At 51.7% G+C, this 23,947-nt stretch carries 23 protein-coding genes and 1 other annotated feature; of the genes, 18 read left to right on the forward strand and 5 right to left on the reverse strand.

Translation table 11 applies throughout. The features are described 5' to 3' along the window. Positions 1-98: 98 nt before the first annotated feature. The 13 genes from ftsA (at position 99) to ileS (ending at position 12,930) form a co-directional block, all read left to right on the forward strand. Entirely contained in the window at positions 99-1,355 is a 1,257-nt protein-coding gene (ftsA, locus tag PUT07_RS23365) for a cell division protein FtsA (RefSeq protein ID WP_274470999.1), read from the forward strand. Between the two features lie 30 nt (positions 1,356-1,385). After that, on the forward strand, positions 1,386-2,519 hold the full coding sequence (gene ftsZ / locus PUT07_RS23370; RefSeq protein ID WP_274471000.1) for a cell division protein FtsZ: 1,134 nt from the start codon (positions 1,386-1,388) through the stop codon (positions 2,517-2,519). 234 nt (positions 2,520-2,753) lie between these two features. After that, on the forward strand, positions 2,754-3,677 hold the full coding sequence (gene spoIIGA / locus PUT07_RS23375) for a sigma-E processing peptidase SpoIIGA (protein ID WP_274471001.1): 924 nt from the start codon (positions 2,754-2,756) through the stop codon (positions 3,675-3,677). 83 nt (positions 3,678-3,760) lie between these two features. Further along, the gene (gene sigE / locus PUT07_RS23380) at positions 3,761-4,483 is read left to right on the forward strand and encodes an RNA polymerase sporulation sigma factor SigE (RefSeq protein ID WP_274471002.1); all 723 of its coding nucleotides are present in this window, start codon (positions 3,761-3,763) and stop codon (positions 4,481-4,483) included. A 215-nt stretch (positions 4,484-4,698) separates the two neighbouring features. After that, positions 4,699-5,481 carry an RNA polymerase sporulation sigma factor SigG gene (gene sigG / locus PUT07_RS23385; RefSeq protein ID WP_274471004.1) on the forward strand — a complete coding sequence of 261 codons (783 nt, stop codon included), beginning with the start codon at positions 4,699-4,701 and terminating at the stop codon, positions 5,479-5,481. Between the two features lie 136 nt (positions 5,482-5,617). Beyond that, positions 5,618-5,920, forward strand: a complete 303-nt coding sequence (locus PUT07_RS23390; protein ID WP_274471005.1) for a YlmC/YmxH family sporulation protein — start codon at positions 5,618-5,620, stop codon at positions 5,918-5,920. Between the two features lie 114 nt (positions 5,921-6,034). Then, on the forward strand, positions 6,035-6,880 hold the full coding sequence (pgeF, locus tag PUT07_RS23395) for a peptidoglycan editing factor PgeF (protein WP_274471007.1): 846 nt from the start codon (positions 6,035-6,037) through the stop codon (positions 6,878-6,880). A 47-nt stretch (positions 6,881-6,927) separates the two neighbouring features. Continuing rightward, positions 6,928-7,614 carry a YggS family pyridoxal phosphate-dependent enzyme gene (locus tag PUT07_RS23400; protein ID WP_274471009.1) on the forward strand — a complete coding sequence of 229 codons (687 nt, stop codon included), beginning with the start codon at positions 6,928-6,930 and terminating at the stop codon, positions 7,612-7,614. Positions 7,615-7,655: 41 nt separating this feature from the next. Next, positions 7,656-8,078, forward strand: coding sequence for a cell division protein SepF (locus PUT07_RS23405; RefSeq protein ID WP_274471012.1), 423 nt, complete (start codon positions 7,656-7,658; stop codon positions 8,076-8,078). 65 nt (positions 8,079-8,143) lie between these two features. After that, the gene (locus PUT07_RS23410; RefSeq protein WP_379240621.1) at positions 8,144-8,383 is read left to right on the forward strand and encodes a YggT family protein; all 240 of its coding nucleotides are present in this window, start codon (positions 8,144-8,146) and stop codon (positions 8,381-8,383) included. 2 nt (positions 8,384-8,385) lie between these two features. After that, the gene (locus PUT07_RS23415; protein WP_379240437.1) at positions 8,386-9,168 is read left to right on the forward strand and encodes a YlmH family RNA-binding protein; all 783 of its coding nucleotides are present in this window, start codon (positions 8,386-8,388) and stop codon (positions 9,166-9,168) included. A gap of 105 nt (positions 9,169-9,273) precedes the next feature. Continuing rightward, positions 9,274-9,756 carry a DivIVA domain-containing protein gene (locus PUT07_RS23420; protein WP_274471016.1) on the forward strand — a complete coding sequence of 161 codons (483 nt, stop codon included), beginning with the start codon at positions 9,274-9,276 and terminating at the stop codon, positions 9,754-9,756. A gap of 74 nt (positions 9,757-9,830) precedes the next feature. Next, positions 9,831-10,081, forward strand: a binding site (T-box leader). Between the two features lie 80 nt (positions 10,082-10,161). Further along, on the forward strand, positions 10,162-12,930 hold the full coding sequence (gene ileS, locus PUT07_RS23425; protein WP_274471018.1) for an isoleucine--tRNA ligase: 2,769 nt from the start codon (positions 10,162-10,164) through the stop codon (positions 12,928-12,930). 54 nt (positions 12,931-12,984) lie between these two features. Here ileS and PUT07_RS23430 read toward each other — a convergent pair whose 3' ends face one another. Further along, positions 12,985-13,728, reverse strand: a complete 744-nt coding sequence (locus PUT07_RS23430) for a TraR/DksA C4-type zinc finger protein (RefSeq protein ID WP_274471019.1) — start codon at positions 13,726-13,728, stop codon at positions 12,985-12,987. Between the two features lie 120 nt (positions 13,729-13,848). Between PUT07_RS23430 and lspA the strand changes: the two genes are divergently transcribed. The 3 genes from lspA to PUT07_RS23445 are packed head-to-tail and all read left to right on the forward strand — an operon-like array spanning position 13,849 to position 16,490. Next, a complete protein-coding gene (gene lspA / locus PUT07_RS23435) occupies positions 13,849-14,376 on the forward strand; it encodes a signal peptidase II (RefSeq protein ID WP_379240440.1) in 528 nt (175 codons plus the stop codon). Further along, positions 14,351-15,301 carry an RluA family pseudouridine synthase gene (locus PUT07_RS23440; RefSeq protein WP_274471021.1) on the forward strand — a complete coding sequence of 317 codons (951 nt, stop codon included), beginning with the start codon at positions 14,351-14,353 and terminating at the stop codon, positions 15,299-15,301. The genes lspA and PUT07_RS23440 overlap by 26 nt, the downstream gene beginning before the upstream one ends. 31 nt (positions 15,302-15,332) lie before the next feature. Then, positions 15,333-16,490: an aminotransferase A gene (locus tag PUT07_RS23445; protein ID WP_274471022.1), complete on the forward strand. Its 1,158-nt coding sequence runs from the start codon at positions 15,333-15,335 to the stop codon at positions 16,488-16,490. Between the two features lie 52 nt (positions 16,491-16,542). Here the strand turns inward: PUT07_RS23445 and PUT07_RS23450 are convergent, their stop codons facing one another. The 4 genes from PUT07_RS23450 to PUT07_RS23465 all read right to left on the reverse strand — a co-directional run bounded on the left by PUT07_RS23450 (position 16,543) and on the right by PUT07_RS23465 (position 22,086). Then, positions 16,543-17,667, reverse strand: coding sequence for an N-acetyldiaminopimelate deacetylase (locus PUT07_RS23450; RefSeq protein WP_274471024.1), 1,125 nt, complete (start codon positions 17,665-17,667; stop codon positions 16,543-16,545). Positions 17,668-17,688: 21 nt separating this feature from the next. Continuing rightward, a complete protein-coding gene (dapD, locus tag PUT07_RS23455) occupies positions 17,689-18,399 on the reverse strand; it encodes a 2,3,4,5-tetrahydropyridine-2,6-dicarboxylate N-acetyltransferase (RefSeq protein WP_274471026.1) in 711 nt (236 codons plus the stop codon). An 82-nt stretch (positions 18,400-18,481) separates the two neighbouring features. Further along, complete coding sequence (locus PUT07_RS23460) at positions 18,482-20,362, reverse strand: ABC transporter ATP-binding protein (protein WP_274471027.1); 1,881 nt, start codon at positions 20,360-20,362, stop codon at positions 18,482-18,484. Further along, entirely contained in the window at positions 20,359-22,086 is a 1,728-nt protein-coding gene (locus PUT07_RS23465; protein WP_274471029.1) for an ABC transporter ATP-binding protein, read from the reverse strand. The genes PUT07_RS23460 and PUT07_RS23465 overlap by 4 nt, the downstream gene beginning before the upstream one ends. Positions 22,087-22,513: 427 nt before the next feature. On the opposite strand from PUT07_RS23465, the gene pyrR reads away from it, so the two are divergent. Both pyrR and PUT07_RS23475 read left to right on the forward strand, forming a co-directional pair. Beyond that, complete coding sequence (gene pyrR / locus PUT07_RS23470) at positions 22,514-23,032, forward strand: bifunctional pyr operon transcriptional regulator/uracil phosphoribosyltransferase PyrR (protein WP_379240623.1); 519 nt, start codon at positions 22,514-22,516, stop codon at positions 23,030-23,032. 5 nt (positions 23,033-23,037) lie between these two features. Beyond that, entirely contained in the window at positions 23,038-23,934 is an 897-nt protein-coding gene (locus tag PUT07_RS23475; protein WP_379240444.1) for an aspartate carbamoyltransferase catalytic subunit, read from the forward strand. Positions 23,935-23,947 lie beyond the last annotated feature (13 nt).

A 23,947-nucleotide genomic window follows, 5' to 3' on the forward strand; every position in this document is an offset into this window, starting at 1 on the left:
GTAGAAAAAAGAGGGAATATGGCGGTTGTGTGGAATACGTATTTATGTAATTGTCATGAAATCACTTTATTATCCAAGTTATAGGAGGTGCCAGGGGCTTGAGCAACAATGACATCATTGTTAGTTTAGACATCGGTACATCCAAGGTTCGTGCTATTATTGGGGAAGTTGTTAACGGAACCATTAATATAATAGGTGTGGGATCTGCCGAGTCAGAGGGTATTCGTAAAGGCGCTATCGTTGACATCGATCAAACTGTGAACTCCATCCGCAGTGCCGTTGATCATGCTGAACGTATGGTAGGCGTACAAATTTCCGAGGTTTATGTTGGAATTTCAGGAAATCATATTGCTCTGCAATCCAGTCACGGTGTCGTCGCGGTCTCTAATGAAGACCGGGAGATTGGAGAAGAGGATATCGATCGTGTCATTCAAGCGGCAAGAGTCATCGCATTACCTCCCGAACGTGAAATTATTGGTGTCGTACCGAAGCAGTACTTAGTAGATGGTCAAGAGGGCATTAACGATCCTCGCGGCATGATCGGCGTTCGCTTGGAAGTCGAAGCGACGATTATCACGGGCGCGAAGACGGGGATACATAATTTAATCCGTGTTGTGGAAAAATCCGAACTGAAGGTCGCAGGTCTCATCTTGATGTCGCTTGCATCCGGACAGCTGGCCTTATCCAAGGATGAGAAATCGGTTGGAACGGTTCTCGTTGATATCGGTGCAGGTTCGGCGACTATTGCTGTGTTTGAGCAAGGCAATCTGGCAGCTACGTCGACGATCCAAATCGGCGGCGAATATATCTCCAACGATATCTCGATCGGTCTTCGGACACAGCTTGAGATCGCAGAGAAAATCAAGCTGAAGTACGGCTGTGCTTCCGTAGACGACTCCGCTCCCGATCAAGTGTTCAAAGTAACGAGAATGGGCAGCAACGTGGAGAAAGAGTTTTCGCAAGTTGATCTGGCGAATATCATTGAACCCCGTGTGGAAGAAATTTTCCAACTGATTCGTGCCGAGGTGCACCGACTGGGCTATGGCGATCTTGCCGGCGGTTATGTGCTGACAGGCGGTACCGTCTGTATGCCTGGCATCCTTCCGATTGCGCAGGCGCAGTTGGCCACATCCGTTCGTATTGCCGTCCCTGATTTCATCGGTGTGCGTGACCCGTCTTACACAAGCGGCGTCGGCATCATACAGTTCGTATCCAAATATATGAAGAACCGGAATTCTGGCATCTCCAAGAAAGTAGTGGCGAAGACGGCTGCTGCAGCAACAAAAAAATCCTCCGATAGTTCAAAACCAGGTTTTATCGAACGTGTCAAAAGTTTTTTCAGTGAATTTATATAGTGAATGCAAAGTTAGGGGGATATGACTCACATGTTTGAATTTGATATGGATTTGGACCAGTTGGCTCAAATAAAAGTCATCGGTGTAGGTGGCGGCGGTAGTAATGCGGTTAACCGTATGATCGAGAACGGCGTCAAAGGCGTTGAGTTTATTACGGTGAACACGGATGCGCAAGCGCTGCATCTGGCGAAATCCGAGCATAAATTGCAAATCGGGGACAAGCTTACGCGCGGTCTTGGCGCAGGCGCTAACCCGGACGTCGGGAAGAAAGCGGCAGAAGAGTCAAGGGAGATGATTCTGAACACGCTTCGCGGCGCAGATATGGTATTCGTTACAGCCGGTATGGGCGGCGGTACGGGAACAGGGGCGGCTCCGGTCATTGCGGAAATCGCCAAAGAAGTAGGCGCGCTAACGGTAGGCGTCGTGACGCGTCCGTTCACGTTCGAAGGCCGCAAGCGTTCCTTGCAAGCTGAGCAAGGGATTGCGGCGCTGAAAGAGAAAGTAGATACGCTCATTATCATTCCTAACGACCGATTATTGGAAATCGTAGATAAGAAGACGCCTATGCTTGAAGCATTCCGTGAAGCGGATAACGTGCTTCGTCAAGGCGTACAAGGGATCTCCGACTTGATCGCAGTTCCTGGTCTCATTAACCTGGACTTCGCCGATGTCAAAACGATCATGACGGAACGCGGCTCCGCGCTTATGGGCATCGGGGTAGCGACCGGCGAGAACCGTGCCGCAGAAGCAGCGAAGAAGGCGATTTCCTCACCGCTCTTGGAAACGTCGATTGAAGGAGCGCGCGGGGTTCTGATGAACATTACCGGCGGTGTGAACCTTAGCCTCTATGAGGTTAACGAAGCGGCAGATATTGTTGCCTCCGCTTCCGATATAGAGGTGAACATGATCTTCGGTGCGGTGATCGATGAGAAGCTCAAAGACGAGATTCTTGTAACGGTTATTGCAACGGGATTTGAACATAAAGCGATGCCGATGAATCAGCAGACGAGACGTCCGATCTCAGGACAACCAGAGCAGCCGTCAACCCAGCAGACTTCGGACAACCGCTTGAACAATCTCAAACCTTTCGGTTCTACACCATCGAACGACCAATTGGATATTCCGACGTTCCTGCGCAACCGCGGACGGAATAACGACAAATAATTACATCAAATATGTAAAGAGACCGAAGCCCTACAGATCGTAGTGGCTTCGGTTTTTTGCTATTTCTAGGGCTTTTCTAGCGAACCGGATGCCGCGTCAACTGACAAAAAAAGTAGTAGCCTATCAGCACATTTAGACAGACTTTGAAATAGGTTTGCCCTATACTGATTTAGAACCTTAAAGTTTCGTCAGGAAAATGGTTGAAATAGCATCTGTCATGGAGGTGAGGACATTGTGATCGTTTACGCGGATCTCATTTTCCTGCTGAACTTTCTGATCGATGCGGCCATGTTGATCGTGACGGCCAAAACGCGGAAAATCTCGTTCAAGTGGTGGAGAATCGCAGGTTCGTCGTTCTTAGGAGCCTCCTATGTAGTCATTATGTTCCTGCCGGTGCCGGCGTTCTTATTTACATTTTCTGTGAAATGTATATTTTGCATAGCGATGATTATGACAGCTTTTGGGTTCGGTTCTTTACAAAATTTAATAAGAAACGTCGGAACGTTCCTGTTAGTCAATTTCGCTGTGGCCGGCGGCATGTTCGGCATCCATTATGTCGCAGCCTCTTCATCCGACGTGATGAAGGGAATTGTCTTCACATCATCCGGTGTTCCGATGTTTCAGCTGCAAATCGGCAGCGTACTATTTGTCCTGATGCTGCTGCTTCCTTTGCTGTGGTGGTTTAGAACCGTCCTGCAAAGCACGAAGCAGCGTGAGGTGCTGACTACGTTCGTAGCGGAGGTAACGATACACGTAGGGGATTACACGGCGACTTGCAAAGGGTTGATTGATACAGGCAACCAACTGTATGACCCGTTGACGCGTACCCCAGTCATGGTGATGGAGGTCTCGGAATGGGGCGATGTCTTGCCAGTAGAATGGCTGCAGAGGATCCGGTCGGCAGATGTTGACCAGATCATAAGTGGTTTGGGTGTGGAGGAGTTCGTATGGCAGGACCGATTGCGTCTTGTGCCTTACCGGGGCGTTAACCGGAACACCCAATTCATGCTGGCCATTAAACCGGATAAGGTGGTGATCACCCATAATCATACGCAGATTGAAGCGTCAAAAGTACTCATTGGACTCGACGGAGGAAAGCTATGCAGCGACGGATCGTATCAAGCGATCATTCACCCAGCCTTACTATCAGCCGGTTAGTAGATGAGCCATATGCCTTCTGCAACACAGCAAAGCTAACGAAACCAGCTTTGCCAATGCAAAACTCTTAGGAGGAAACTAACATGTTCTTGAAGTGGAAAATGCTTTTTCAACTAGCGTACTACCGACTTTTGATGTTTCTCGGCCTTAAGGGAGAAGAAATCTACTACATCGGTGGCAGTGAAGCTTTACCGCCGCCGCTCACGAGAGAAGAAGAAGAATACTTATTGGAAAAATTACCGTCCGGGGACGCCGCCATTCGTGCTATGCTGATCGAGCGCAACCTGAGATTGGTTGTTTATATAGCTAGAAAATTTGAAAATACGGGGATCAATATCGAGGATTTGGTCTCGATCGGAGCAATCGGCTTAATCAAGGCCGTCAATACCTTCGACCCGGAGAAGAAGATCAAACTCGCCACCTACGCTTCGCGATGTATCGAGAACGAGATTCTGATGTACCTGCGGCGCAACAGCAAGATCCGTACGGAGGTCTCGTTCGATGAACCGCTGAACATTGACTGGGACGGCAATGAGCTGCTCTTGTCCGACGTGCTGGGTACGGAGAACGACACGATATACCGAAATATCGAGGAGCAGGTTGACCGCAAGCTGCTGCATAAAGCGCTGGATAAGCTGAGCGAGCGCGAGCGGATCATCATGGAGCTGCGCTTCGGCCTGCAAGACGGCGAGGAGAAGACGCAGAAGGATGTAGCGGATCTATTGGGCATTTCCCAATCGTACATATCGAGGCTGGAGAAGCGGATTATTAAGCGGCTGCGCAAGGAATTTAATAAGATGGTGTAAAGGAAAGGGAGAGCATCGAATGGCTGACGCCATTCAGCCTCTCTTTTTTTTGTGAAAATTTTTTTGGCGGCCGGATATCGAAATTGTTCAGCAGTCTCAGGGGGGAGCGAGTCGCAGCCCTTTTGTCAAGTGGTCATGCACGGTTCGGACGAGGAATAAATCGGTCGCTCGCGGGGATAATTAACATTAATGTTTCTCCTTGGGAGGTAATCACGGTGACCCGAAATAAAGTTGAGATATGTGGTGTTGATACCGCCAAACTGCCTGTTCTGACCAATGCTGAAATGCGCGAGCTGTTCGCTGATTTGCAGACCAAGCAGGAGCGAACGGCAAGAGAGAAATTGGTGAACGGGAACCTCAGGTTGGTTCTAAGTGTGATCCAGAGGTTCAATAATCGCGGGGAGTATGTGGACGATCTCTTCCAGGTTGGCTGCATCGGTCTGATGAAGGCTATTGATAACTTCGATTTGAGCCAAAATGTCAAATTCTCAACCTATGCTGTACCGATGATTATAGGTGAGATACGCCGCTACTTACGAGACAATAACCCGATTCGCGTTTCTCGTTCCTTAAGAGATATTGCTTACAAAGCGCTGCAAGTCAGAGACAGCCTGACGAATGCGAATTCGCGCGAACCCACGATTTATGAAATTTCCGAGGCGCTGAACGTGCCCAAAGAGGATGTCGTCTTTGCACTCGACGCCATCCAGGACCCGGTTTCGTTGTTCGAGCCGATCTACCATGACGGCGGAGATCCAATCTATGTCATGGATCAGATCAGCGACGAGCGGAACAAAGATTTGTCCTGGATCGAAGGCATTGCGCTGAGAGAAGCGATGCGCAAGCTGAATGCCAGGGAAAAGCTGATTCTCTCCATGCGCTTCTTCGAAGGCAAGACGCAGATGGAAGTTGCCGATGAGATCGGCATTTCACAAGCACAGGTTTCCAGGTTGGAGAAGTCGGCCATCGGCCAGATGCAGAAACATGTGAAATCGTAATTTCATTACATAAAGACCGACGCGGATCTGACAAGCCGTGCGGTCTTTTTTTCGTATTCAGGACATTTTGCCCACCCGGTACATATACTAGTACAAAATCAGTTCAAATCTAATGAGATTCGTGGTGATAAGCCTCATGAAAATATCTGATTTCCAGACGAAGGATGTAATCAATATTGTGGACGGCAAAAAGCTCGGTCAAATCAGTGACTTGGAGCTTGATCTGCGCCAGGGTCGCATAGAATCGATCGTTGTGCCGAACCAAAGCCGCTTCTTCGGATTGTTCGGAACGGGGACGGACGTTATCATTCCGTGGAAGCATATTGTGAAGATCGGCGCTGATGTCGTGCTGGTGAAACTGGAAGAGGTAAGGCCGTATCGTCAAACCGAGGATACGAACGAGGGCGTTTACGAATTTAACCGCCAGTTCCGCAATTAAGCTGTGGCACACGAGAGGACTGCTGGCCCTGGGCCTCAGAAGATCATCGTGTGTCTTTTTATTTTTTTATGCTAAAGTAGAAGGAGACGGATGGAAGAGGAGAGAGGCAGACGAATGGAACCGTTTGTTCAACAAACCAAAGAGGATCAGCCGGTCCTTTATACGATAGCCAGTTGGATGGATCAATTCGAAAAAGTGACGGCGGGGTTTACGTCCCGCCACGGCGGCGTAAGTGAAGCGCCGTATTCGACGCTGAATTGCGGACTGCATGTTCATGACTTGCCTGACCATGTGATCAGGAACCGCGAGCTGCTGGCCGAAGCCGTCGGCGAGCCGTTCGAAGCCTTTACCTATGGGGAGCAAGTGCACGGGAATGAAATTGCCATCGTCCGGCAGGCGGATAAGGGGAGAGGGAGGACTTCGCGGGAATCGGCTATTCAAGCGAGGGACGGTTTCGTGACGAATGAAAAGGGAATCGTGCTGTGCGCGCAGTTCGCGGACTGTGTGCCGCTGTTTTTCTATGATCCCGTCCGTCATGTGGCAGGACTTTCGCACGCGGGTTGGAAGGGCTCGGTACTAAACATTTCCATGGCTACAATATCCTTAATGACGCATACTTTTGGTAGCCAGCCCTCGGACATTCGGGCGGCTATCGGACCTTCCATCGGCGTTTGCTGCTATGAGGTGGACCGAACCGTTGCGGATCGCGTCTACGCCGTGCTCGCCGAGATCCAAGCTTCACAAGCGGAGCAGCTTGAAGTCATTCGGAGCAAGGAGAATGGGAAGTACATGCTGAATTTGCAAGAACTAAACCGAAAATTGTTGCGCCAAGCAGGAATTTTGTCGTCCCATATCGAAGTATCCCAGTTATGTACGAGTTGCAGAACCGACACTTTCTTTTCTCACCGAAGAGAAGGGGGTTCAACAGGGAGAATGGTTGCTTGGATCGGTCTTCGATAAGATGAGCTGGGCAAGCGGCATTGTGGAATTGAGGTGTTCATAGCGAAATGAGTTTACTGACACGCATGAAGGAAGTGGAGTCTCGCGTCGCTGCCGCCTGTCAACGGGCGGGGCGGGATACGAAGGAGATCAATATCATTGCGGTGACCAAATATGTTTCCCTAGAGACGACCAGGAGCGTCCTGGATGCGGGCATGCGGCATATCGGCGAGAACCGCTGGCAGGACGTCAAGCCCAAGTGGGAGGCGCTGCACGAGCGCGGAACCTGGCATTTCATCGGTCACTTGCAAACGAATAAAGTGAAGGATGTCATCGGCAAGTTCGCCTACATCCATTCGCTGGACCGGATGTCCCTCGCCAAGGAATTGGACAAGCAGGCTGCAGCGCTTGGCATCCAAGTAAATTGCCTGCTGCAAGTGAACGTCTCCGGCGAAGAATCGAAGTACGGCATTGATCCCCAGCAGTTCTTCGAGTTCGCTTCCGAGGTAAGCAAGCTTCCGCATATTCAGGTTACCGGCTTGATGACCATGGCTCCCTATGAGATGGAAGCTGAAGCGACCAGACCTGTGTTCAGAGGCTTGCGGGAACTGCGGGACCGTTTGAACGATCAGCGTATTTTTCCTTACGAAATCAAGGAGTTGTCCATGGGGATGTCCGGCGATTTCGAGGTTGCGATCGAGGAAGGGGCCACCTGGATACGTTTGGGGACCGTCTTGGTTGGAAAAGAAGAATAATGGTTACATAGGATTGAAGATGAGGACAGGAGGGAACGATAATGGGAGTTTATAACAGGTTTATGAATTTTCTGGGGCTTCAGGAAGAGGAAGAAGTTGTAGAGCGTGAACGAATCGTGGAAACGCCGGAAGAACCTGAAACCAATCCTTATGAATTGCGTAATAAAAATAAGGCGAATGTCGTCAGCATTCACTCACAGAAGAACGCGCGCGTCGTACTGAGCGAGCCGAGAACGTATGAAGAAACGCAAGACATCGCCGATCATCTTCGCTCCCGCAGAGCGGTGGTTGTCAATCTTCAACGAGTTCGCAGCGATCAGGCCGTACGCATCGTAGATTTTTTAAGCGGTACGGTATATGCTTTGAATGGGTCTATTTCCAAACTGGGACCGAATATCTTCCTCTGCACGCCGGATACAGTTGATATTCATGGCCACATCTCCGAAATGGCAAGTGAGGAATAGACGCATATCCTAACACAGAGGTGGATGCGTACGTGGAATACGTTCACTATTATTTAAGCATTTTGATGGAAATTTATTATTTCATGATTATCGGGTATCTCATTCTCTCCTGGTTCCCGAATGCACGTGATAGCTTTATCGGGGGGCTGCTTGGGAAATTGGTTGAACCTTACCTGAGTCCTTTCCGCAAAATCATTCCTAGCATCGGCTTCATCGATCTTTCGCCGATCGTGGCGTTGATCGCATTGCGCTTCGTCGTTATGGGGATTGCAGCTGTTCTAGATTTCATCGTAGGGATGTTTTAATCTTGCAAAAAGAACTTTATCGGCATTTTCATTCGGATGAACATTACTTTGTAGATAAAGCCTGGGATTGGGTGGAGCGGGCGGCACAGCAGCACGCTGTGAAGCTGACGGACTTTCTGGATCCCAGACAAGCTTTCATTCTCACCTCCTTGGTGAACCGGCATCCTGACGTCCATTGCCGCTTGGACGGCGGCTATGAGGCCGCTGAGCGCAAACGGGCGCTCATTGCACCTGATTACCGTTCATTGGATGATGACGACATGGAGATGGCGGTTCTCTCCGTTTCATCCGGGGACGGTAAGTTTCTGACATTAGAACATGGAGATTACATGGGCGCCATTCTTGGACTCGGCATGAAGCGGGACAAGGTTGGCGATATTCATGTTATAGAAGGTGGCTGCCACTGCTTGGTTACGCGCGATGCCGCCGATTATTTGCACCTGAACTTGTCGCAGGTTCACCGTGTGCACGTCTTAACGGAGCTGCTTCCGCCGGACAAGCTGGTGACGTCCTCCGCCAAGCTGGAGGAACTGACGCTATCCGTAGCATCCATGCGGTTGGACGGAATTGTAAGCGATGTATTCAGGCTTAGCCGCGCCAAAGTGCTGATGCCGATCCAAGCCGGACGCTGCCGCGTGAATTGGAAGCTGGAGGAAGATCCGAGCAAGCCGCTGAAAGAAGGCGATATGGTATCTATGCAAGGGTTCGGCAGATTCAAGGTGCTCGAGGTTGAGGGCGTCACGAAAAAAGGGCGAATGCGTGTGAAGATCGGCAAGTTTGCCTGATCGTGGATAAATTATCCACGAACTTTGCAGGAATTGCTTAGTTTCTGTCGAAGTGTTCTTTATAGATGTGAGTTTTGCTAGGCAAAACGCTAAGGAGGGGCACTGATGCCATTAACACCGCTAGATATACATAACAAGGAGTTCTCCCGTTCTTTCCGCGGTTATGATGAAGATCAAGTGAATGAATTCCTCGATCAAGTCATTAAAGATTATGAGGCATTGATTCGTGAGAATAAAGACATACAAAATCAAGCTTTGGCTCTGCAGGAGCGGCTGGATCATTTCACGAATATCGAGGACTCGTTAAGCAAGACGATCATTGTCGCGCAGGAAGCGGCGGACGAAGTTCGCAACAACGCGAAGAAGGAAGCTCAGCTGATCTTGAAAGAAGCTGAGAAGAATGCCGACCGGATCATTAACGAATCGCTGACGCGTTCCCGTAAGGTCGCACTGGAGATCGAGGAGCTGAAGAAGCAAGCGTCGATCTACCGGACTCGCTTCCGGACGCTGCTGGAGGCTCAGCTGGAGCTACTGAACAACGAAGGTTGGCAGAGCATGCAGTTCGACCAACAGAAGGAAGAAGCATAAGAAGATGGCGGTCCGGGCGGCTGTCGTATTGACTATGCCTACTGAATTCGTTATACTCCTGTTAAATGTATCTCAATAAAGCTATGACTGGAACGAGTAGGACGTGTGAGCAGTGTCAGCGAATTAGGGTTGTGGTGTGAGCCTAATCTCTGCAGCGTACCGAATATCCCCCAGGAGCGTCTCTTGAATGAAGTAGAGAGCAACGGGTCATGCCGTTACACATGATCGAGTGATTAAGCGAAGAGGATTGCGCCGCCGCGGGCAGCGTCCGTCCGATTGTTTAATAACGAGGGTGGTACCGCGAGCATAGTTTCTCGTCCCTTTGTGGGGATGAGAAGCTTTTTTTGTTTTCGGCCTCTTATATCCAAAGTTAAAGTCATTGAAGGTAAGAATGGAGTGGTTGGAATGGATTATGGCAAAACATTAAATTTATTGCAAACCGATTTTCCGATGCGAGGGAATCTTCCTCAGGCGGAGCCGAAAATTCAAGAGCGTTGGGAAGCCGAGGACATCTATGCCCAAGTGCAGGAGAGCCGCAAAGGCAGAACAAAGTTCATTCTGCATGACGGTCCTCCTTACGCCAACGGAGATATCCATATTGGACATGCGCTGAATAAAGTACTGAAAGATATCATCGTACGCTTCAAAACGCTGCAAGGCTATGATGCCCCGTATGTGCCGGGCTGGGATACGCACGGGCTGCCGATCGAGCAAGTGATCACCAACAGCGGGAAGGTCGACCGAAAGAAAATGACGGTGCCGGAATTCCGTGAGTATTGCAAAGAGTATGCGCTGCAATCGGTCGAGAAGCAAAAAAGCCAGTTCAAGCGTCTCGGTATTCGCGGCGACTGGAAAAACCCGTACATTACCCTGCAGCCGGAATATGAAGCCGGGCAAATTCGCGTCTTCGGGAAAATGGTGCAGAAGGGCTACGTCTACAAAGGGCTGAAGCCGGTTTATTGGTCTCCGTCTTCCGAGAGCGCGCTTGCCGAAGCGGAGATCGAGTATAAGGAGAAAACATCCTCGTCCATCTATGTCGCTTTCCCGGTCAAAGACGGCAAAGGCAAGCTTCCGCAAGATGCTGCCATCGTCATCTGGACGACAACGCCGTGGACGCTTCCCGCCAACCTGGGCATCTCCTTGCATCCGGAGTTCGACTATGTCGTCGTACAAGCCGGAGGCAAGAAATATGTGCTTGCCCAAGGCCTGCTGGCTGCGGCTGCCAAAGAAATCGGGTGGACGGATTACGAAGTGCTCTCCACCGTGAAAGGCAGTGAGCTGGAGTACGCAACGTGCCAGCATCCGTTCTATGACCGCGAGTCGCTCGTTATGGTAGGCGAGCATGTTACGCTCGAAGCCGGTACGGGCTGCGTACACACCGCGCCTGGACACGGGGAAGACGACTTCGCCATCGGCCAGCGCTACAATATCGGCGTGCTGTGCCCGGTGGACGATCAAGGTCATTTTACAGCGGAAGCTCCGGGCTTCGAAGGCTTGTTCTATGAGAAAGGCGGCAAGCTCGTCATCGAGAAGCTGCAGGAATTAGGCTTGCTGCTGAAAGCGGGCGAGATCCAGCACCAATACGCGCACGATTGGCGGACGAAGAAGCCTGTCATTTATCGGGCAACGGAGCAATGGTTCGCTTCGATCGATAAATTCAGACAAGAGATGCTGGATGAAATCAAGAAGGTCAAATGGACGCCGGAGTGGGGCGAAATCCGTTTGCACAACATGATCGCCGATCGCGGGGATTGGTGCATTTCGAGACAGCGCTCATGGGGCGTGCCGATTCCGATCTTCTACTGCCGAAGCTGCAATGAGCCGCTGGTCAATGAACAAACCATTGAGCACGTCGCCCAATTGTTCGAGCGCGAAGGCTCCAATGTATGGTTCATCCAAGATGAGAAGGACTTACTGCCGGCGGGAACTTCGTGCTCCAAATGCGGTCACGGTGAGTTCCGCAAAGAGACGGATATTATGGACGTGTGGTTCGATTCCGGCTCCAGCCATGTGGCGGTACTGGAATCCCGTCCCGAGCTGCAGTGGCCGGCTGATCTGTATCTGGAAGGCTCCGACCAATACCGCGGCTGGTTTAACTCCTCCTTGATTACAGGTGTCGCCACAAGAGAGCAATCGCCATACAAAGGCATTCTCAGTCACGGCTTCACACTCGACGGCGAAGGACGGAAAATGTCCAAGTCGATCGGGAATACGATTGATCCGAATGCAGTTTCCGGGAAACTGGGAGCGGATATTCTTCGTTTGTGGGTTTCCTCTGTGGATTATCAGTCCGATCACCGGATTTCGGACAATATTTTGAATCAGACAACGGAAGTGTACCGCAAGATTCGTAACACGCTGCGCTTCCTGCTCGGCAACTTAAGTCATTTCGATCCGGCTGCCGATCAAGTTGCCGCAGCGAATATGTCCGAGCTTGACCGTTACGCGCTGATTCGTTTGAACCGCATGATCGAGAAGGTCGTTAAAGCGTACGATGCGTATGAGTTCCACGTCGTGTACCAGACGATTCACCACTTCTGTGCGGTCGAGATGAGTTCGTTCTATTTGGATATCATCAAAGACCGGCTGTATGCGAATGCGCCGCATGATGCCGCTCGCAAAGCTTCGCAAACCGTTCTGTACGCAACGTTAGTCGCCGTGACGAAATTGATTTCACCGATTCTCGCGCATACCGCTGATGAAGTATGGAAATACATTCCAGGCGTAGAGCTGAGCAGCGTTCAACTTGCCGAGCTTCCTGAAGCCAATACGAGCTTGTATAATGAGCAGTTGGAAACCAAATGGAACAGCTTCCTGGATATTCGTGACGAGGTGCTGAAAGCCCTTGAAGAGGCGCGTAAGGAGAAGGTCATCGGTAACTCGCTAGGGGCGGCCGTGCATCTGTATCCGAACGAAGCCGCATACAGCTTGCTGTCGCAGCTGGATCAGCTGGATCAGTTGTTCATTGTGTCCCAAGTCACCGTCCATCAGCCTGGAACAAGCGCACCGGAAGGAGCTTTCCAATCCAAGGATACGGCGATTGCCATCTCCGTGGCGGAAGGCGAGAAGTGCGAGCGCTGCTGGATAGTCACTCCAGAGGTTGGGCAAAGTAAAGAACATCCAACTCTGTGCGTCAGATGTAATGACGTGGTTACGGCTCACTACCACGAATAAAGAAAGAGCAAACGGGCTTTCGCTTTACAGCGGAGCTCGTTTGCCCTGTTTATTTTAGAGAGGCTCATCATCAAGATGGGAACGGTCATCCGGTTCGAGGAGCGGTTCGCCTTCATCGCTATGCATATAGTTCCGGTAGGCTTTGCTGCGTACGATCGTCACATGCTCGCCGTATAAATCGGTGGCAACGAAGCTTTCAAAGGACTCCACATAGCCTTCATGCTCATCGGCTTCGATGTACATCTCGTTGTAATTCTCAACGTTGGGATCTTCGGCGAAGGCCGGCGTATTGGATGTGCCCCAGCTTTCGACGATCTGCCATGCATCTTCACCGTCAAATTCAGTCTCGTCCTGACGTTCGTCCAAGCTCGTGCGACCAAACGGCGGATAAAGGACTCGTTCCTCCACAGGTCGGCGGATGGAGCGCTCCGGATCCGGGACATGCTCCAGGCAATAAAGGGTCGTCGGTATAGCCTGCAGCCGCTCGAACGGAATCGGGGTCTGGCAGAATACACAGTGGCCGTAATCCCCATTTTCCATATGGACCAATGCTTCGTCTACTTGCTGCAAATGAAATTCGGCATGTTCATTCAGAGAGATATCTTTCTCACGTTCATAAATTTCGGTCGCCACATCCCCGGGATGATTATCGTACATCGAAAGTTCGCCTGTACCGTCCCTGAACGAATTGGCCAAGCCATAGTTGTCATTCGTGGCAAAATGTTTCTCGAGATCAACCTTTTCCTCCAACAGCTGCAAGTATAATTGTTTCAATTGTTGCTCGGTTAAATGACTCATCAGCTCAACAGCTCCCTTCTAACAGCTGATCCATACCGTTATAATGCCGTGAGGCTGCATTTTTTAGTGAGGTAATTCCTTGAAAATCAGGTACGCATAACTTTTAGGGGGAAAAGATTAATGAAATATTTGAAATACTACTTCTATGCGCTTATCGTTTTTATCTTGGATCAAGTGTCCAAATGGACGATTGTCAAACGGATTCCGCTAGGCGAGGAACGTTCCGTCATCGGGGAATTTTTCATGATCACATCGCACAGGAACAAAGGTGCTGCCTTTGGCATTTTGCAAAACCAGCGCTGGTTCTTCATCATTATCACAACGTTCGTTCTGATTGGCATTGTCTGGTATATGCGCCGTACGGTACGTGATAATAAAAAATTATTGACTTTTGCGCTCAGCTTGCTGCTTGGCGGTGCCATCGGCAATTTCGTTGACCGGGCATTATTCGGGGAAGTTGTGGATTTCCTTCAATTTACTTTCGATTTCAGCTTTTTCGGCAAAGATATTTATTACATCTATCCGATTTTCAATATTGCTGATTCCGCGATCGTGGTCGGGGTTATCCTGATTTTCCTGGATTCGCTCTTAGCTTGGAGACAAGAGAAAAAGGGAGGCGCCCATGAGCCTAAATCAGACCTCGTCTGAGCTATCATCCAATGAACCTGTCGAATGGACAGTTGAGAAGACGTACGCGGGAGAACGCATCGATAAATTCATCACGGAAGCCTTGGAGGAGGACGTATCCCGAACCTTGGTGCAGCAGTGGGTCAAAGACGGGCATGTTCAGGTGAACGGGAAAGGGATCAAGCCGAACTACAAGCTTGCCGAGCAGGACGTCATCACGCTGCAGATTCCCGATCCGCAAGGCGTTGAACTTCTCGCAGAGAACATCCCGCTGAACGTCGTTTATGAGGATGCGGACGTCATCGTCATCAACAAGCCGCGGGGCTTGGTCGTGCATCCGGCTCCCGGACATTATTCGGGCACGCTGGTGAATGCGCTGATGTACCATTGCCGCGATTTGTCGGGAATCAACGGGGAGCTTCGGCCCGGAATCGTGCACCGGATCGATAAGGATACATCGGGACTCATTATGTCTGCCAAGAATGATAAAGCGCATGCCGGCTTGGCCGAGCAGTTGAAAGCTCATACGGTGAACCGCAAATATATCGCTTTGGTCCACGGGAAGCTCCAGCATGACCAAGGAACGATCGACGCACCGATCGGCCGGGACTCGCATGACCGCAAGATGTACACCGTAACGGAGAAAAACAGCAAGCATGCCGTGACGCATTTCGTCGTACTCGAACGGTTCGGCGATTTCACGCTGGTCGAGCTCAAGCTGGAAACGGGGAGAACGCATCAAATTCGCGTGCATATGAAATTCATCGGACACCCCTTGGTCGGCGACCCGATGTACGGCAAGAGCAAAGGCAATCTGATGGAAGGCCAGGCACTGCATGCCGCCATTCTGGGCTTCGAGCATCCGCGCACCGGAGAGTGGCTGCAGTTCGAAGCGCCGATTCCTGAAGATATGGCCAATTTGCTGCAGACGATTCGAACATCCTAGGATTCATTTGAGAGGGAGAGGAGTGAATCACTTGGAACATTTAATCAATCCACAAGTGAAAGATATACAGATTTCGGGCATCCGGAAAATTTCCAATCTGGTTGCCGCCATTCCAGGGGCGTTAACTTTGACGATCGGGCAGCCGGACTTCCCGACGCCGCGGCATATCATTGAAGCGGGGCAGAAGGCGCTGGATCAAAACAAAACCGTCTACACGCAAAATCCGGGCTTGTTGGAGCTGCGGGAGGCCGTTTCTCATTTTGTCAATGTGAAATATGGGCAAACGTACCGGGCGGCGGACGAAATTATCGTGACTGCCGGAGCCAGCCAGGCTGTCGACATCACGCTCCGTACGATTCTAACGCCGGGGGCGGAAGTGATACTGCCGGCTCCGATCTATCCGGGTTATGAGCCATTGATCCGGTTGGCGGGCGGAGTTCCTGTCTACGTGGACACAAGAGCGAACGGTCTGAAATTAACCGCAGATTTGCTGGCACCCTATTTAACGGATAAGACGCGTTGTGTCATCTTATGTTATCCATCGAATCCTACAGGACAAGTTCTGACGCAGGAGGAGCTCACGGATCTGGCTCGCTTGTTGGAAGATCGGGAGCTGTTCGTGCTATCCGATGAAATCTACAGTGAGCTGGTCTATGGCGTCAAACATCACTCCATTGCGAACATGGGCAAGCTGCGGGAGCAAACGATCGTCATCAACGGATTATCCAAATCTCATGCCATGACAGGGTGGCGGATCGGCTTCACTATGGCGCCTGCGAGTATTACGCAGCATATGGTCAAGGTCCACCAATACAATGTGACCTGTGCCAGCTCTGTGAGCCAGTATGCAGCCTTGGAAGCTTTGACGGCCGGGATCGATGATGCGCTGCCGATGCGTAAAGAATATGAGGAGCGCCGCGACTACGTCTATAACCGATTGACGGCTATGGGCTTGGAGTTGGAAAAGCCTGACGGCGCATTCTATTTATTCCCGTCGATCGCCAAATTCGGCCTTCCGTCACAGGAGTTCGCCATGAGGCTGCTGGAGGAAGAACATGTTGCCGTAGTGCCAGGGGACGCCTTCACGTCCTATGGCGAAGGGTACATTCGAATTTCCTATGCGTATTCGCAAGAAGTGCTGGAAGAGTCGCTGAACCGGTTAGAACGTTTTATCGGCAAACTGGCATAAATGGTAAAAAACCTCCGAATCCACGTGGAACGTGGGATTGGAGGTTTTTTTGTTATTGATTCGATTTAAACGTCAGGTAATCAGTTATGGTATCGATAGCGACGTCAATGGCACGTTCATCCGGGTTCAGCTTCGCGTGGTGCAGGCCGTGAGGCGTATCGACGCCAAGCCAGAACATGAAGCCCGGAATCTGCTCCAAGAAGTAGCCGAAGTCTTCGCCGGTCATTGCTTCCGTGCACTCGACGAGCGTTACCTGATCCCGATCCTGCAGCCAGTCCATGAATTCGCGGGTCAATGCAGGCGTATTGAAGACCTGCATGTAATTCGAGCCGTAATCAATCGTGGCCTTGCAGTCAAATGAAGCCTCGATGCCGGCTGTGATCGCTTCGATCCGCTGCTTCACCTGCCGCATGGAGTCTGCGGACAAGGTGCGGATCGTGCCTTCCAGCCGCGCATTCTCCGCGATGATGTTCTGCTTCGTGCCGGCTTCCAGCTTGCCGATCGTGACGACGGCAGCGTCAAGCGGATTCACATTGCGCGAGACTATCGTCTGCAGCTGGCCGACCATTTGCGCCGCCGCGATGATCATATCGTTCGCGCGGTGCGGATACGCCGCGTGGCCACCCTTGCCGTGCAGATCGATGAATAGTTCGGACGTGTTCGCGAATAGAATCTCAGGCCGTGTCGCAATGGTGCCGACCGGGTATTCCGGGGCGATGTGCAGCGCCACCATCTGATCGGGCTTCCAGTCCTGGAATTCCTCGGCCCCGAGCATCGGCAGCGCGCCGCCGGGACCTTCCTCCGCAGGCTGAAACAACACAACCAGATCATCCTTCATCGGGTGATGAACAAAGTGCGATACGACGCCCATGCCGATCGCCATATGAAAATCATGCCCGCAGGCATGCATATAGCCGGGATGCTCGGAAGGAAACGGGAGTCCCGTATCCTCCGGAATCGGCAGCCCGTCCATATCAGCGCGGTAACCGAAGCGCTGCGAAGGATTCAAACCGCGGATATAGACAAGAATGCCGGTACGCCATGTGCGTATCGACATTCTATCTTGAGGCAACTTGCTTAACTCGTCAAGCAGCAGCTTCTGCGTTTTGAACTCCTGAAAGCCCGGCTCCGGGATTTGATGCAGCTTGCGCCGCAGTAGGGCAAAAGGGCTCAGCATCACGATCTCCTCCTGCGCCTCTTACAGCTTACGCAGATCCGCCAGGATTTCCGTTTTGGATTTTGTTTTGTCGTCGACTTTCTTAATTACACGGGCAGGAGCGCCTGCAACGACTGTGAAAGGCTCAACGTCTTGCGTTACGACAGCGCCTGCGGCAACGACGGAACCTTGTCCGATGCGTACGCCTTCGAGAACAACTGCATTCGCGCCGATAAGCACGTCATCTTCAACCACGCAAGGTTGAGCTGACGGAGGCTCGATAACGCCGGCAACAACTGCGCCTGCGCCGATGTGGCACATTTTGCCGATTTGGGCGCGGCCGCCAAGAACGGCGTTCATATCGATCATCGTGCCGTCGCCGACGGAAGCACCGATGTTGATGAGGGCACCCATCATGATGACGGCGTTATCGCCGATATGTACTTTATCACGAATAACGGCGCCCGGTTCGATACGCGCGTTGATCGGTTTCAGATCCAGCGTAGGGATTGCGGAGTTACGGCGGTCGGATTCAACGACATAATCAACCACTTTATCTTTATTCGCTTCCAATACAGGCGCAATTTCGCTCCACTCGCCGAAAACGACGCCGCTTCCGCCGGAGATGAACGCTTGGCTGCCTTCGCCGAACGCAAGGCCGTCCAGGTTTCCTTTTACGTATACTTTGACAGGGGTTTTCTTTTTGCTGTCGCGGATAAATTGAATAATTTCCATCGTGTTCATTTCAGACATGGTGACATCTCCTTCAAAAATTTGATTGACTCTCCTATATTAGCAGAAAGCCAGCAGGAGAGCCAATATATTCACTACAAGTTTAGACAGCTTTCGTCGCAAATTGGCTGTTATACAGATCGGCGTAGAAGCCTCGCTGCTCCAGAAGCTGCTCATGCGTGCCCTGTTCGATGACGCTCCCGTGATTCATCACCAGAATCAGATCGGCTTCCCGGATCGTCGAGAGGCGGTGCGCAATGACGAAGCTTGTGCGATTCTCCATCAAATGATTCATTGCCCGCTGAATGGATACCTCGGTCCGCGTATCGACGGATGAGGTCGCTTCATCCAGAATGAGGATGGCCGGATCCGCCAGAATCGCCCTCGCGATAGTGAGCAGCTGCTTTTGGCCGTGGGATAGGTTGGAAGCTTCTTCATTCAAAATCGTATTGTAACCATCCGGCAGTGTGCGAATAAAATGGTCCGCATAAGCGGCGCGTGCCGCGTTCACGATCTCATCTTCCGTGGCTCCAGCACGACCGTAAGCAATATTGTCGCGAATCGTGCCATTGAACAGCCACGTATCTTGAAGCACCATGCCGAACAGCCCGCGGAGTTGACTCCGGGCCATGAGGCGCGAATCAATACCGTCAATGGAAATGGTGCCTCCATTCAATTCATAGAAGCGCATCAGCAGGTTGACGATCGTTGTTTTGCCTGCGCCGGTCGGACCGACGATGGCTACCGTCTGCCCCGGCTTCACATCGATGTTCATATCCTCAATCAGCGGTGCGTCCGGCTTATAGGAGAAGGCGACATGGTCGAACCGCACATGTCCGCGAACCATTGCGGCGGGTTTCGCATGCGGCTCCTCCGGTACTTCTTCAGGCTCATCGAGCAGCTCGAAAATACGTTCCGCCGCCGCGATGGTCGATTGAATGACGTTCGCAATGTTGGCCACCTGGGTAATCGGCATGCCGAACTGTCCGGAATATTGGATGAAAGCCAATATATCGCCGATTTTGATTGCGTTATGCGTGACCATGACCCCGCCGATCACACTGACCAGCACATACCCGATATTCCCGATGAAGGACATGAGGGGGAAGATCATGCCTGAGATGAACTGCGCTTTCCAGCCGGAATGATACAGCCGATCGTTGATTTCGTTGAATTTCTCGATGGATTGCTGCTCCCGGCCGAATGCCTTCACAATCGTGTGCCCGGTGTACATTTCCTCTACGTGGCCGTTCAATTCACCTAACGTTCTTTGTTGGCCGATGAAAAATTTCTGCGACTTGGAAGCGATCAGCTTCGTCCCCATGATGCTTAGCGGGAGAGTGATAATCGTAACCAGCGTTAGCAAAGGCGAGATCGTCAGCATCATGATAATGATCCCTACCAGAGTCACGATGGAGGTAATCAGCTGCGTCAAGCTCTGCTGCATGGTGGAGGAGATCGTGTCTACGTCGTTCGTAGCCCGGCTCATCGTGTCGCCGTGACTGCGGGCGTCGAAGAAAGATAAGGGTACCCGGGTCAACTTCTCGCTAATATCTTTGCGCAGATGGAAGACGATTTGCTGGGTTACGCCGACCATGATGCGCTGCTGGATGAACGTTAAGATGGAGCTGAACACATAGAGCGCAGCCAGGATCAGAACGATGTGAAGCAAAGCGTCGAAATCGATCTTGGCGCCGGGGATTCCTTTCAGCTTGGCCATGGAGCCTTCATAGAGCATGGTCGTTGCATTGCCCATGAGCTTCGGGCTGATGATACTGAATACGGTGCTTAACACGGCGGCGATAAATACCGACGTAATGGAAAATTTGTAAGGCTTCATGTAACCGGAGAGGCGGCGCAGTGTTCCTTTGAAATCTTTGGCTTTCTGGACGGGCATGCCCATAGCGCCCATGCCTCCGCGTCCGAAGTGCCCGGGGTTTACCCCTGGGGAGGAAGGCCGCTGGTTTCTGGATTGGTTGCTCATGCGATTTCCTCCTCTGACAGCTGGGAAGCTACGATTTCTTGATAAACGCTGCAAGATTGAAGCAGCTCCTCATGTGTGCCGATGCCGGCAATGCGGCCATCCTCGAGCACAATGATGCGGTTGGCATCAAGAATTGTACTGACGCGCTGCGCTACGATGATCTTCGTAGCTTGTTCCGTTTCGGCTTTCAACGCCGCACGCAGCTTGGCGTCTGTTTTGAAATCAAGCGCGGAGAAGCTGTCGTCGAAGACATAGATATCCGGTTTCCGTGCGAGCGCCCGGGCTATCGCCAACCGCTGCTTCTGGCCGCCGGATAAATTCGCTCCCCCTTGGCTGAGCACGGATTGATAGCCGTCTTTCAATTCGGCGATGAAGCCGGCGGCTTGTGCGGTCTCGGCGGCTTGCGCGATTTCGGCGTCCGTCGCCGACTCGCAGCCGAAACGGATGTTGTCGGCAACCGTGCCGGAGAATAGCGCCGCCTTCTGCGGCACATACCCGATGCGCTGCCGCAAGCTTTCGAGCGGCAGCTGCGGCAGCGGCTGCCCGTCGATCGTGATCGCACCTGTATCGACATCGTAGAAGCGAAGCAGCAGATGAATCAGCGTCGATTTGCCGGAGCCTGTGCCGCCGATAATGGCCGTCACCTCGCCAGGCTCGGCGCGGAACGAAATGTCGCGGATCGCCGGCTGCTCGGCGCCGGGGTAGCGGAAAGTAACATGATGAAACTCAATGGCTGCCGGTTGATGGAGAGCAGGACTTGGCGCGGCTTCCGCTTCAAGGATCGTAGATTGTAAGCCCAGAATCTCCAGAATACGAACCGAAGAAGCCGACGCTCTCGGAATCATCATGAAAATCATCGTCATCATGAACATAGAAAACATAATCTGCATCGCATACTGGATGAAGGCCATCAGGTCGCCGATCTGCATCTGATTCTGATCGATCCGTAACCCGCCGTACCATAGAATGACGACGATCCCCAGATTGAAAACGAGCATCATAATGGGCATCATCGTCGCCATCAGCGTATTCACTTTGATCGCCGTCTGCGTGTAATCCAGATTCGCTTTCTCGAACTTGCTTTTCTCATGACCTGAGCGGTTGAATGCCCGAATGACGCGAATGCCGGTCAAGTGCTCGCGAAGCACGAGATTGATGCCGTCGATTTTCACCTGCAAAACTTTAAATAAAGGAAGGCCTTTGCGCATAATGCCGATGATCGCAAGAATAAGGATAGGAATGACGGCGATCAGCACAAGCGCCAGATGGGTGTCCTTATAGGTCGCCATGATGACGCCGCCGATCAGCATCGTCGGTGCGCCGATGAACATCCGCATCATGACGATCACCTGCTGGACTTGCGCGATATCGTTCGTTGTCCTCGTGATGAGGGAGGAGGTGCCGAGCTTGTCAAACTCGTGGAGCGAGAAGCTTTCGACATGGCTGAACAGCTTGCGGCGCAGATCCCTGCCGAATCCTGTCGCTGTCTTGGCCAGCAAATAGCTGGCGACAATGACGCAGGCCATAGCGCCCATCGCTACGAGCAGCATGTATGCTCCATATAGGAGGATGTAGGGGACATCTCCTTTCAAGACACCGACATCGACGATGTCTGAGAGCAGCGTAGGGAGGTACAGCTGAGCCAGAGACTGTGCTAGCATTAGAACGATGATGGCTGCGACTGAGACTCTGTAAGGTTTCAATAGCCTGAAAAGTTTAAACATGAGTTCCTCCTTAGCGATTGTTGGGCAACAGGCTGCTTATTCTATTTATATGTAAATTATAACACATGGAAAAGTTTATACTCAAAAAATGTTGGAACTGATATTGACTTATCGTGTCGAAAATGGCATAATTCTTTTAATTACATATGTACCTTTAAAAACAGTCCAGAGAGGCTGGCAAGGTAGTCGATGAGTAAAGACGGGATACACAGGATCGCGGATTCAGTGTATGTACAAGTATAGGGGTGCGTGCATCCTTATGCCCCGCTTTGTATCTTCATGCACACTTAACTCCTTGCCGAATTTGGGCAAGGAGTTTTTTGGCTTCATACGACCAGCCGATGCTCACGCTGCAAGTTTTCCTACGAACAATTGTTAGGAGGCGAACCAATTGAACGAAACAGCCGAACACACGATTATCGACGAAATGGGAATTCGTCGGGCGCTAACGCGGATTGCGCATGAGATACTGGAAAAGAATAAGGGGGTAGAAAATTGTACCCTAATTGGGATTCGGACCCGCGGTATTTATTTGGCGAAACGTGTCGCCGAACGCATCAAGGAGATCGAGGGCGTGCCGGTTCCGGTCGGCGAGATCGACATTACCTCTTACCGGGATGACAGGGTAAAGGTGAAATCCGCGCTGAACGTTCAGGAAGGCGGACACATTCAGATTCAAGACCGCAAAATCATTCTTTTCGATGATGTGCTGTACACAGGGCGCACCGTGCGGGCTGCGATGGACGCTCTGATCGATCTGGGCAGACCGCAAATGATCCAGCTGGCCGTACTCGTAGACAGAGGGCATCGCGAGCTGCCGATCCGCCCCGACTATGTAGGCAAGAACGTGCCTACCTCCAAGAGCGAAAGCATTGAAGTGCTGCTAACGGAAATCGACAACAAGGACGGCGTCATTATACTTCAACAGAGGGGGAAACAGGAGTGAGCACAGTGAGTACACAAACGAAGCATTTTCTGGGATTGAAAGGTGTCAGCGCAGGGGAGATCACAAGCATTTTGGATCGGGCGGCCCACTGGGAGCAGTTTCCGACGAAGGTGACGAACCAGTTCCATGGCAAATTCGTGTCCAACCTGTTTTTTGAGAATAGTACAAGAACCCGGTTTTCCTTCGAACTGGCGCAAAAGCGTTTGGGAGCGGATGTGCTTAACTTCTCCGCTGCGGAGTCCAGCGTCCAGAAAGGCGAGTCCATCTACGACACGGTGCGGACGCTGGAATCGATGGGCATCGACGCAGGGGTCATCCGCCTGAAGCCGAACGGCGTTCTCCAGGAGCTCGCCGAGAAGATCCGCATCCCGCTCATCAACGCGGGCGACGGCAACAACGAGCATCCGACGCAAGCGCTGCTCGACTTCTATACGATGCGCAAGCAATTCGGCAGCATCAAAGGGCTGACAGTCTCCATCGTCGGAGACATCCTGCACAGCCGCGTGGCGCGCTCCAACCTGTGGGGACTGCTCACATTGGGAGCGAAAGTGCAGTTCTGCGCGCCAGCCAGCATGCAGGCTCCGGAACTGGCGGAGTTCGCGCCGTATGTCTCCTTCGACGAAGCGCTGAAAGCGGATGTCGTCATGATGCTGCGCGTGCAGCTTGAACGGCACGACACAGGCCTGCTTCGCTCAGCGGAAGAATACCGCGAGCAGTACGGTCTGACGGCGGAGCGGGCAAGCCGGATGGCGCCTCACGCGATCATCATGCACCCGGCGCCGGTTAACCGCAATGTCGAGCTCGATGACGAGCTGGTTGAACATGAGAAATCGAAAATTTTCACGCAAATCGCTCACGGTGTGCCGATTCGAATGGCCGTCATCGAACGAGCTCTATCATAGAACAGGGGGATTT

It is taken from the genome of Paenibacillus sp. MAHUQ-63 (genome assembly GCF_028765165.1).
Taxonomy (GTDB): Bacteria; Bacillota; Bacilli; order Paenibacillales; family NBRC-103111; genus Paenibacillus_E.